Below are 10,977 nucleotides of genomic sequence, written 5' to 3'. Positions count from 1 at the left end.
TTGAAAAGCGTGTTAACTTCATGCTTTGTAAGATCCTTGCCCGCCTACCGGTGTGTACCGAACGATATTATCATAGCTTATTGTTGAGTGCGCTGCCATGCTCATCCCTGCTTCTCTTGAGAAGCGTTGTTTTCCAAAGGGAGGATGAACCAAAAACGGCTACCCTGTCCCGGTGTACTGGCGACATCGATTCTTCCGCCGTGAAGCTCCACCAAGCGGCTGCAAATTGCAAGCCCAAGGCCTGTCCCATGATGTTGACGGGTGTGTGAACCATCAACTTGTCGAAAGCTTTCGAAGATAATGTTGAGATACTCTTCAGGGATGCCCTCGCCGGTATCTGCAACTTCAAAACGCAGCGCGTTGTTGTCTGCAAGTAGATCAGGGCAAACCCGGGTGGTGATACTGCCACCAGCCGGTGTGAATTTAATCGCATTACCAATCAGGTTGATTAGGATTTGCGCCACTTTCACCCGGTCAGCTTCAAGACGGAGATCTGGCTCAATCTCTTCGAAAACCAGCTCGACATTTTTCTCGTCCGCGAGTGATTGAATGGTTCCTGCCACCTCACTGAGCACATCAGAGACGTTTACCTCCACTGGGTATATCTTCATGTGATCTGCTTCGAGCTTTGAAATATCGAGTAGGTCGTTGACTACGGCAAGCAGATGGCGACCCGATGATTCGATGCGCTTGAGAAAGTGGATCTGCTCGGAGGAATCTCCGGTGAAGATTGCTTGCTCATTGCACGCCAGCGATTGCTTTTGGCAGTCGGGGCAAGTTTGTTTTTCCTCAGGATCTTCCAAGCCTGCAGGACCACTCTCTGATTGAAATTGAGCGGCACAGATAGAACAGCTCCAAACAAAGGTTGTCTCAAAATGATTCAGGAGACCTGCCGGGAGGTTGACGATGGCATTAAGAGGTGTGCGTAATTCATGAGAGATGTTGGCCAAAAACTCGCTCTTTAATTGGTTGGCCTCTTCGGCTTTCGTGAGTGCGAGTTGAAGCTTGTCCGCGGCATGTTTTTGTTCAGCGAGAGCGTGTCGTTGGATCTGCTCTTTATCGGCTTTGAGCTGGTTCACTTTGTCAGCGAGGGCGTAACTAAGGAGCACCAATTGCGCTACAGCACCAAAGATAAGGGCATTGTCGGTGATCATATTCATCGGCAAGGCGCCGGCTTTATTGAGTCCCATCAAAAAGGCACCAATGACCACTGCAGCCCATGAAATGAGATAGTAGCGTGCCGGCTTGTAACCCCGTTTCCACAAATAGAAACCAGTAAAAATAACAAAGAGGCAGGCTGGAAAAAGCAGACCGATACCGAGTTTTATCCCGAGAGAATACGGAGCGATAAAATTCACGAAGCCGATGAGGATGCAGAGGGCAAAGAGAATAAAGCCCAATTTGTCCAGGTTGAGAGCTTGAGATTTAAGCGCCAAAAAGGAGCGGTTGAAAGCAACAGCGGCGGCAAGAGTGAGAGGTATAATGATAGCCTGGCTCTTCTCGTGCCAAATCAAACTTTCGGGCCAAAGGTATTGAAAACCGAGGCCTGTTAGAGCCACAAAGAGCAACATCAGACCAAGGGCATAAATACAGTAGGTCAGGTAGTTGGCTTCTCGGGTCCAGAGAAAAATAATGATGTTGTAGAGAATCATGATGAGCATGCTGCCAAACAAAAGTCCGTAGGCAATCACGCGGGATTCATCGGTGATGAGGAAGTCTCGTTCCGCCAAGATCTCCATGGGGACTTGCATACTACTCGTGGTGGCCACGCGCATGTAGATATCAAGTTGAGCCTCGGGTGCTTCAATAGGTGTTAGAAACTGCCGGTGCTTAAGTTGTCGCTCACTAAATCTGACGCTGTCTCCAAGCTGAATGTACTGAGTTCTTTCGTCGCTGCCTAAACCATGCCAACGAAGGTGAATATCGATTTGGTCAAGCAGTGGGTAAGCAATTCGTAACAACCACGCAGTTGGCGTTGCCTCAGCCGGTGCTTCCATTTGCATTCGAAACCAATAAACACTCTTCGTGAAACCAAAGTTTGGGGTTTGGGCATCGTGTCGAATCCACATGCTGTGATGCGAGCCGCCAGGTTTAACGTTCTCAAGTTCGAGAGCCCCCGTCGCATCTTCGATATAGTCAGTGAAAGGGCCAAGTTTTGCGGTCTCGCCAACCGATGGCCAGGCTGTGGGACGAAATTGAGTTGCCAGTTCTTGGGCGTGAAGAGATGCTCCCATGCATAAGCCGAATACGATGGTACTTAGTCCAATAAAGAGGCTGCGGCTCATTCGAGACAAGTTCATACCTTTACTCAGTGGAGACAAATGTTCTTTGAAGCTAGGTGAAGCATAGGAAGAATTGCGAGACGCGGCAAGTTTGGTTGCGTTCGGTTCAATCCGGGTCTCACGAGCTGAATATTCAGTGGGGACGGAAGGGAGCGTTGGAGTGTCAGGTTCGGGCCAGGTCGATGAGCTAAATAAAGTCCGCGGTGTAGCGTAGGATTCGTAAATTCAGGATGATTGCGTTGCAGATCATCGGGTAATGCTTAGACGCAGGTATCCACAGCGCCTTATAGAAAACGTCCGAGGTTTGGGAGTTTTAAGCTGCGGATTAAATAAGGGAGGGAAGTGGTGGAGCCGATCGGGATCGAACCGACGACCTTCTGACTGCCAGTCAGACGCTCTCCCAACTGAGCTACGGCCCCACATTTTCAGGTTTGCACTACTAACGCCGCCCGGCGCAATGCGCAAGACCCAAGCCCCAAAAATCTAGTGAGTGGGGCTCAGTCTAATCCTTACTTCTTCTTGGTCACTTTTTTCGCTACTTTTTTGGCCGCTTTCTTAGTGGCCTTCTTCGCTACTTTTTTGGTGGCCTTTTTAGCAGGCGCTTTCTTTACGGCCTTCTTTGCTGCCTTCTTAGTGGCTTTTTTAGCGACCTTCTTGGTTGCCTTCTTAGCCGCTTTTTTGGCAGTTTTCTTTGCTGCCTTCTTTGCGGGGGCCTTTTTAGCAGCTGGCTTGCTTTCTGCCTTCGGTGCAGAAGCTTTGGCTGAAGCCGCTTTCTTTTTAGGGGTCTGACGCTTACGCGGCTTGTCGATGAGTTCATCAAGAAGCTGATTCAAACGGTCGATGGTCTGTTGAACGCTTTTAGGAACCTTCAACTGATCCTTGCGGGTCAGCTTAAGGGTCTGCTCGCCGAGCTTGATCAGAAGGCGATCTCGCTCTTGGCGGAGGCGGTGCATATCGGATTCAAACCGATCGCGGGATTTTAAAAGGGCATCACGGGCTTCGTCTATTTGGTCAATAGCCTGCTGCCATAGGTCATTGGCATAACGCTTCATATCATCGCTGGGAGCCATAGGGGGTTCTCCGGTCTCTGGGGTTGAAAGTTGAGGCCGAGCTAACACCCATGTCGCGGCGTGTCAATTGCCGATTACTTTAAATTTTTCGGCTTTGTAGCCCCGTCGATGGCGATTTTTTCAGCTATTTTGAATGCTTTACGAACCGAGCTTAAAAGTGATTTTACGATTTTTTTATTGGCCTCATTGGTCGTACTTTCGAATTGTGCCCGAAAAAGCTGCTTATTTTTTTGGACATATTCGATTTGTGCCAAAACACGCTCGCGTTCTTTCTCAGTTGTCTTGGGATCTTTGAGCATGGCTTGAATCACTAAATTGTCTTTACTTGGTAGTACCCGCTCGAAGGCTTCAGGGTCCAGAATGAAGTAAGTAGCCATCAATGCTGAGATTTGCATGACGAACTCCTCCATGGTGAAGCCATGTTTCTGGTAAATCGCGTTGATGGCTGCCATCTGTTCTGGGCTCATTTGAGGTTGCCCCACACCACCGGCTCCTGTGGCACCAGGACCCATAAACTGGAATTTTTGGCCCACCGTCTCTTTGGCCACCTCGGGGATGACTTTGATCAACCGCTTCACGCTCGCCGTGCTAAGTTCGGTAATTGGGGGCGTTAAATCCCCAAAACCGCCCGGGCCAGCAAGAAGAGAGTGGCCAGGGAGTTGAATGCAAATCGCGAGTGCAATAAAGATGAATCTGTTTAAATGTGCTTGCATGCTTGCCTCGTTCGTAAGTTGAGCTGATTCTAGCGCAGGGAGATAGCGTTTTGAAGCTTATCGGTTTGACAAAGACTCTGCTCGTTTTGGTCTGTTTGGCTTATGTTGTGGTGCCGTCCATGGCGTTGGCTCAAAAGTCCGTTCATTGTGACGATCCAAATACAGGTAAAAAGAAATGGGTCAAGGTCTGGCGCATCCACGCCATGTATAAAGATACCTCTGAGATTCTAGAAAATGAAGGAATTCACGTTCTAGATTTAGAGGAAGATGCATGGAAAACGCGTTCCGAAGTTGAAGGCCATTGGGTTGAAAAGAATTGGTGCGGTGTTTACGTCGGGATGGGGGTGTTGGATCGCTCTTTGGCTCGTGTTTCGCTGGATGCCGATTTTACCATGGGCAAATTTCGAAGAATCGAAAAATGGCTGCGGGATGAGACCTTTACGCCTGGCCAAAAGATGCAGGCCGAAAAATACCTGAAGAAGGGTGCGACTGCACTGGCTCGGGGAGATCTTGAAAAGGCCAATATGGCTTTCAACCAGTCGCTGAAATTCGCGTTCTCACTTAAAGATGCGTTTGGCTTGCCAGAGAATCTGCCGAAATACCAAGACCCCTTCGCTGGTGTCACTTACGACTCCTCTGAGATTGAAGATTCCTGTCCAGAATTGGCGGGCTCTGTTTCGCAGGTCACTTATCTAGAAGCAGTTGAAAAACTACGCGTCGTCCTCGATGGCCGTCTTGTTCGACCTATCGATTTAGGGGATGCCTCATCTCTTTTGTCTGACTTTACGAATTATCGAAAACTCGACGCAGTCGGACCGGCGGCTCGGATTGCATGTGCTTTGATGAATAAGGCACTTGAGGTCGAGCCAGACCTTGCGAGTGTGATGAAGCGTTTTCGTCGTGTGAATGAACTTCGCCGTGAGCAAAACTTACCAGAGTTTCGCCGATTGAAGTTTAAAGAATTGGTTCGGCAAGCCTCAGACCGGCTCGCAGTTTCAGATTACAAAGGAGCGCATGCCTCTTTAGACGCGCTGCTCGTACTTTTCGGTCAACCTAAAAAACCGAGCGATTATCTCTTAAACTAGATAAGCACTTGTAAATCCTTACTAATCCCCAAAATAAGACATTTTCTCTACTTATATAAGTGCTCGACTTGTTTCCATTGAGTGCTTGCTCGCAGTGGATCGCTGTAGAATAAATATAAGTGTTGGGGGATTCCTGGCCATCTTTTCATGGTGACTATGGGTAGAAAAACAGCGAGTAACAGACGACAGCGCATTGGCGGCCGTCAACAGGGATCTGTGGTAGCACAGTGGGTATGGGGAAATGTCTCTTACGCCGCACGTCGTTACGCAGGTCTCGGGATTGCCGTCGCGGGCTTAGTGCTGAGTGCAGCGGGATTGTTTCGAGGACCGCAGGGCATTGGTTTATTCCATGGACTAGCCTTGGGGCTTCTGGGTTCGGTCTTAAGTTTTCGTCTCTTTAAGCGTTTATCCGACGACACTCCGGCCTCTCAAAATATTCCAGGTCATCAAATTCTTGAGCTGGGCTTTCTCCTTGTTTCGGGCACCCTCGCAATGGTTGAGCTTACAGGCGGGCCATCTGGGCTTCTGTATCCTCTGGTCTATGTGCTTGTTGCCTTCTTGGTCGCTTTTCATTCCTTGAAAGAAGCCAGTCTCTTTATCGGCATCTTGATGGCCACTGAAGCGGCGATTTGGTATTTTCAGCCGGAACCTCTGGGCTGGCGACTGCTTATGTCGCACGTCTCTTTCATCACGCTTTTTAGTTTTCTCTTCGCTGTATTTTTGCGGGGAGAAGTCGTGCGGCAAAAGTCTACGATTCGTCGCCAGATTGATAGTCAGCTCTCTATCATTGCAGACGAGGCAGAAGACTTTAGATTAACCTCAGCACTGAGCCTCGAAAGCCGTGATCTCACAGCTGAAGAATTATCGAACCGGCGCACCATTAGCTCGGTTCAAGCTATCCACGATTCTCTCTACAATGTGCTGGCTGTGGCTGAGAGAGCTTTGCAACCTTATACCGTTGGTTTATTTTGGCTTGATATTGCTGGGCAACGGTTGCGGCTCAAAGAGCTTCGCAGTGAATCAGACCATGTGCAGGAACGACCGATTGGAATCGGCGAAGGCGTGTTGGGGGCGATTGCTAAGCAAAAGGAACCCATCATGCTGCAAAACATGCGCGTGGGGCACCCCGGGCTCGTCTATTACGATAAGCCAGAGAAGGTTACCGACTTTATCGGCGTACCCGTGATGGAGCGCGGACATTTACGCGGCATTTTGGTGGCCGACCGAGTGGACGGTCGAAGTTTTGATAACGGTGATCTGGACGTTATGACGACCATCGCTGAAGAAGCCATGCGCGCGGTTCAAGTGGAGCAAATCTTCAGTCAAATGGACCAAGAGAAGTTCCAGAAAGAACGTTTTTATCAGGCTCTTCGAGATTTTAACTCAGCGCTTACGGTGGATGAAGTCGCCCAAGTGACATTGCGAGCTGCGCGGCGGGTAACTGGAGCCGAGTTCGCAGCGGTCTGCGTCTCGGGTGAAGTGGAAGGTCAAATGCGAATCGCTTCCTGCGATTGGCATGAAATGCCGGAATACAGCGAGCTTGTTGGTGAGGTGTTCGAAGCGCAGCAGGGGCTTGTCGGTGCGGCTATTAAGGCCAAGCACACTTTACCCTACGGAACGGCCCGAGCTCGCTCTCAACGTATCTTTGGCAACTCAATCAGCATCCCAGTTGCTGGCGTCCAAGTTTACCCTCTACTTTGGAAGCATGTTGGTGTGGGCGCTCTGATTATCGGCAGCATGCGTAAAGAGTTTCTAAGCATGCAGGCCGCAGATATGGTCCGTGTCATTGGTGACCACGCAGCCATCGCGATTGCAAACGCACAGATGTATGAACGTATGGAGCAGCTGGCGACCACAGATGGCCTCACCAACCTTGTGAACCACAGACACTTCCAAGAGCTCTTTGATTCGATGATGCAACGGGCTGAACGTTATGGGCGAAAGTTCTCTTTGGTACTCTGCGATATCGATCACTTCAAGCGGGTCAACGACACCCACGGCCACCCAGTCGGCGATATGGTTTTACGCAAAGTTGCGCGTATTTTAGAGTCGGGTGCTCGTAACACGGATGTTGTTGCACGGTACGGTGGAGAAGAATTTGCCATTTTGATGGAGGAAACAGAGTCAGAAGGGGCAAACACAATTTGTGAGCGTATTCGCAAGCAGATTAAAGCGGAGAACTTTCACAGTGATGTAGGGCAATTCAACTGCACGATGTCGCTTGGTATTGCCACTTACCCAACCGATGCAGACACGAAACCGAGGTTGACTGTTTGTTCAGATGAGGCATTGTACGAAGCTAAACATAATGGGCGCGATCAAGTTGTATGGTGGTCACACCTTAAACCCAAACATAAGAAAGCTGTTTGATGTCGCTGGGGCGTCGAATCAGACTGTGACTTAAATATGAAAAAAACCTTTGTTCTGGATACCAACGTTTTGTTGCACGATCCAAATGCTGTTTTTGCTTTCGCTGATAATCATATTCTTATCCCGATTTATGTGATCGAAGAGGTCGATACCTTTAAAAAAGACCTATCTGAACTGGGTCGCAACGCGCGAGAAATTGCGCGCGTTCTTGACGGTTTGAGAACCGACGGCGTTCAAATGACCAAAGGTATTGAGTTGCGCACGGGAGGCACCTTGCAGGTAGCCATTACGGAGCGTGATTTGCCAAGTGGTTTTAAGTCCCGTAACTCAACAGATAATATGATTTTGGCCACCGCGCTTGAGGCGCAGGAAAAAGAGCCCGACACCAAAGTTATCTTTGTTACCAAAGACGTTAACCTGCGCATTCGTGCTGCAGCCTTGGGCCTCGTCGTTAAGGATTATGATTCTGAAGGCCAGGATATTGAAGAGCTCTACACAGGCATTGATGAAGTAGACATGTCCGGTGAGGACATCGATCAGTTCTACAAAGATGGTGAAATTCCATTTAAAGAAGAAGGCTATTACGCGAACCAATTCGCATTGATGCGTGACCGGTGTAACCCGACGCACACAGCCCTTGGTAAAGTAGATACTGAAGAGCAAGTGATTCGGCCGGTGAACCTTCCCAAAGACGGGATGTGGGGTATTCGTCCTCGCAACAAGGAGCAAAGTTTCGCTGCGGATATCCTCATGGATGACGATGTGAAGCTGGTAACGCTCGTGGGTAAGGCAGGTACGGGTAAAACGCTGATGGCGATTGCCGCAGGCCTTCAGAAGGTCACTGAAGAAGGTATTTACCAGCGCCTCTTGGTCTCGCGTCCTATTTTTCCTTTGGGCAAAGACATTGGTTATCTCCCGGGTGATGTTGAGGAAAAGCTCACACCTTGGATGCAGCCGATTTTCGATAATATCGAGTTTTTGATGGGGATCAGTCGCCAAGACAAAAAGCAGGGTCGAAGCTATACGGAGCTGATGGACTTAGGTCTTCTGGAAATTGAGCCACTGACTTATATTCGAGGCCGAAGTATCCCGAATCAGTTTATGGTGGTGGATGAAGCTCAAAACCTGACCCCCCACGAGGTGAAGACGATTTTGAGCCGTGCTGGAGATAATACGAAGATTATTCTCACTGGCGATCCCTACCAAATTGATAATCCTTACGTTGATTCAACCAACAATGGCTTGGTCCATGTTGTGAATCGCTTCCAAAAAGAGCGAATTGCCGGCCATGTGAGCTTGAGCAAGGGTGAGCGTAGCGATCTGGCCGAATTAGCGGCAAACCTACTCTGATCGGGCTAATGTCCGCACTACTTGACGGATTGGCGCTAGGGGGCGTATATGCACGACCCTCCAAGACTTTTACCTGGGATTTCTAATGGCTATTAAGCGTAATCTTCCTGACCAAGTTCTTTATGACACTCGATTGATTCAACGACACATCGAGGAAGGTCTGATCACTGCAGCTGATGTTGAGGCTTACCGCCAAAAATGTGCAGATGTTGAAGAGAACAAAGACGTTGTGTCTATGGAAGCTATTTTCCAAGGTCGCGGCGACTCTTCTGCTTCTTAAGCAAGACTTTGCTTCTTTCGTAATACGGCTTTTTCAATCCGTACCTATTCGAGTCGTGACGAGTCATTGCACTTTCTCGCTTTGACTTAGAGAACTATCCGGTTGTCATCAATGAGTTTGGAGCTTCAAAGAGTTTAGAGGACTCTTCGTTGGCTTCTTACGCAAATTTTCTAATGAATTTTAGCTTCGCATGAGCAGCTGAAAACCGCCCCAGGCGGCGGTGAGGCATACCGTGACGTTCAGGACGATATTCACGCCCAGCTTCACGAATGCCCCGTCTTGGAGCAGCATCATGTTGTCGACAGAGAAGGTAGAAAAGGTGGTGAGAGCGCCAAAGAACCCCACTGTGACCAGCGGGCGCCAGGGGATTTCATTGAGCATGCCTTGTTCGAGAGCAGCCATCAGCGCACCGAGGCCGAGGGATCCCACAACATTCACGAGGAGTGTTCCAAATGGGAAAGCTTTTCCCAGCAGAGCCGTACAGCCTAGAGTGATTAGATATCGAGAACAGGCACCAACTGCGCCTCCGATTCCAACCAACCCAAGCATCGTTAAATGATTCATGGGCTAAGGTCCTTATGGTTTCAGAGGCGTTATAGGCTTAAAGCGCTTGGATGCGCAAAATCTCGTTGGCTACTTTATCAGTGACGTAGAGGCTACCATCGCTGTCGAAGTCCATGCCGCTAAGAGCATTGGGACGACCCGTGTCGAGCCAATCTAAAAGCTTACCTTCTTTGGTGAAGCCGTAGATCATTCCAGTTGCAAAATCGCTGACGTAAACATGGTCACCGTGAAGTGCAAGTCCTGATGGCTTACTCATGCCTTGGTCTGTACCACTGATGAGTTCGCTAAAGTTAACACCATCAACGTAGTGGTAATCTGGGCAGATATATTCCGAGCAGTCGTAGTTGAGGTCTGTAAGGTTTGAGCCCTTAGTACCTGTCTTTGTGTCTAAGACAGCAATTCTGTTGTTACCAGTATCGGCGATGTAAAGAAGGCCTGTAGCGTGGTCGATTTCCATGTGGGAAACGATATCCGCAGAGCGCTTAACGTTGCCTTGTACGTAACGCGAAACGATGCCGTCTGAGTGATCGCTGCCACCTAGACCGTGGTCGTCGACGAAGTCGTAGCGGGTGATGGAGCTGTGGTATCCGTCAAATACCCAGTAAACGTTTCCGGTTTCCCACGCGATGCCCATGCCAAGCGGCGTGTTGTGCATCATGTCGAGGTGACCGGAGTGCCCGGCGTTGAAAAACGCGAGATCTGAAGTCCACATGGTCGGGCCCATGAAATCTTCTGGAGTCGCTGCGCCTTGGGTTAGCTGGTCTGTTTCATGAATCGTGCTGAAGTTACCGTTGGCTCCAAATGAGATCGCCGCAGGCTGCGCCAGAAAGTGCTGTCCGGCTTCAGCAAAGCCCGCTTTCTTTTTCTGGTCACTTTGAGTGGCTTGACCCATATCCGAGTAAATCACGATGGATTCATCACCGCGGTTTACTACCCAGAGCTGGCCGGGGACATTGGGGTGAAATTCGAGGTCACGCGGGACATTGAGTCCGTCTGCGCTGGTACCGACGACCGTGAGCTGAACTGCAGTCGTCGTGTTTTTACCATCGCCAAGCACGGGTAGATAAGTCTTTTCTTTGCAACGAAAGTCATCATCGGCAGAAGCATTGAGCCATTCGTATCCATCGATACAAGCGGCGTTGCCGCTCTCGTTGACTTCGCAAAAGTTACCTTCGTTACAAGCGTTCGGGCCATCGCCACAACCAGGGAGGGCCAAAAGAGCGAGAAGAATCAATCCAAGTATATTTTTCATAATAGACGAGC

General features: G+C 49.5%; 8 protein-coding genes, 1 tRNA gene and 1 pseudogene. 4 read left to right on the top strand and 6 right to left on the bottom strand.

Going from position 1 to position 10,977, the window contains the following annotated elements:
• Positions 1-101: 101 nt before the first annotated feature.
• From HOK28_16430 to HOK28_16415, 4 genes and pseudogenes are all read right to left on the bottom strand, one after another.
• Positions 102-2,300: a hypothetical protein gene (locus HOK28_16430; protein ID MBT6434684.1), complete on the bottom strand. Its 2,199-nt coding sequence runs from the start codon at positions 2,298-2,300 to the stop codon at positions 102-104.
• Between the two features lie 325 nt (positions 2,301-2,625).
• Positions 2,626-2,701 (bottom strand) — tRNA-Ala (locus HOK28_16425).
• Positions 2,702-2,797: 96 nt separating this feature from the next.
• Positions 2,798-3,091, bottom strand: a pseudogene (locus HOK28_16420) (hypothetical protein).
• Between the two features lie 335 nt (positions 3,092-3,426).
• Complete coding sequence (locus HOK28_16415) at positions 3,427-4,065, bottom strand: hypothetical protein (protein MBT6434683.1); 639 nt, start codon at positions 4,063-4,065, stop codon at positions 3,427-3,429.
• Positions 4,066-4,115: 50 nt separating this feature from the next.
• Between HOK28_16415 and HOK28_16410 the strand changes: the two genes are divergently transcribed.
• The 4 genes from HOK28_16410 to HOK28_16395 all read left to right on the top strand — a co-directional run bounded on the left by HOK28_16410 (position 4,116) and on the right by HOK28_16395 (position 9,150).
• Complete coding sequence (locus tag HOK28_16410; protein MBT6434682.1) at positions 4,116-5,150, top strand: hypothetical protein; 1,035 nt, start codon at positions 4,116-4,118, stop codon at positions 5,148-5,150.
• 216 nt (positions 5,151-5,366) lie between these two features.
• Complete coding sequence (locus HOK28_16405; GenBank protein ID MBT6434681.1) at positions 5,367-7,520, top strand: GGDEF domain-containing protein; 2,154 nt, start codon at positions 5,367-5,369, stop codon at positions 7,518-7,520.
• 36 nt (positions 7,521-7,556) lie between these two features.
• Positions 7,557-8,870: a PhoH family protein gene (locus tag HOK28_16400; protein MBT6434680.1), complete on the top strand. Its 1,314-nt coding sequence runs from the start codon at positions 7,557-7,559 to the stop codon at positions 8,868-8,870.
• 85 nt (positions 8,871-8,955) lie between these two features.
• Positions 8,956-9,150 carry a hypothetical protein gene (locus tag HOK28_16395; GenBank protein MBT6434679.1) on the top strand — a complete coding sequence of 65 codons (195 nt, stop codon included), beginning with the start codon at positions 8,956-8,958 and terminating at the stop codon, positions 9,148-9,150.
• Positions 9,151-9,330: 180 nt separating this feature from the next.
• Here the strand turns inward: HOK28_16395 and crcB are convergent, their stop codons facing one another.
• Both crcB and HOK28_16385 read right to left on the bottom strand, forming a co-directional pair.
• The gene (crcB, locus tag HOK28_16390) at positions 9,331-9,714 is read right to left on the bottom strand and encodes a fluoride efflux transporter CrcB (GenBank protein ID MBT6434678.1); all 384 of its coding nucleotides are present in this window, start codon (positions 9,712-9,714) and stop codon (positions 9,331-9,333) included.
• 37 nt (positions 9,715-9,751) lie between these two features.
• Positions 9,752-10,966, bottom strand: a complete 1,215-nt coding sequence (locus tag HOK28_16385) for a hypothetical protein (protein MBT6434677.1) — start codon at positions 10,964-10,966, stop codon at positions 9,752-9,754.
• Positions 10,967-10,977: the final 11 nt, after the last annotated feature.

The organism is Deltaproteobacteria bacterium (assembly GCA_018668695.1).
In the GTDB taxonomy this organism is placed as follows: domain Bacteria; phylum Myxococcota; class XYA12-FULL-58-9; order XYA12-FULL-58-9; family JABJBS01; genus JABJBS01.
This window is presented reverse-complemented; position numbering and strand designations above follow the sequence as displayed.

Coding starts and splice junctions, on each gene's coding strand:
- HOK28_16385 (MBT6434677.1), bottom strand. CDS start 10,966: ATGAAAAATATACTTGGATTGATTCTTCTCGCTCTTTTGGCCCTCCCT.
- HOK28_16415 (MBT6434683.1), bottom strand. CDS start 4,065: ATGCAAGCACATTTAAACAGATTCATCTTTATTGCACTCGCGATTTGC.
- HOK28_16430 (MBT6434684.1), bottom strand. CDS start 2,300: ATGAACTTGTCTCGAATGAGCCGCAGCCTCTTTATTGGACTAAGTACC.
- crcB (MBT6434678.1), bottom strand. CDS start 9,714: ATGAATCATTTAACGATGCTTGGGTTGGTTGGAATCGGAGGCGCAGTT.
- HOK28_16395 (MBT6434679.1), top strand. CDS start 8,956: ATGGCTATTAAGCGTAATCTTCCTGACCAAGTTCTTTATGACACTCGA.
- HOK28_16400 (MBT6434680.1), top strand. CDS start 7,557: ATGAAAAAAACCTTTGTTCTGGATACCAACGTTTTGTTGCACGATCCA.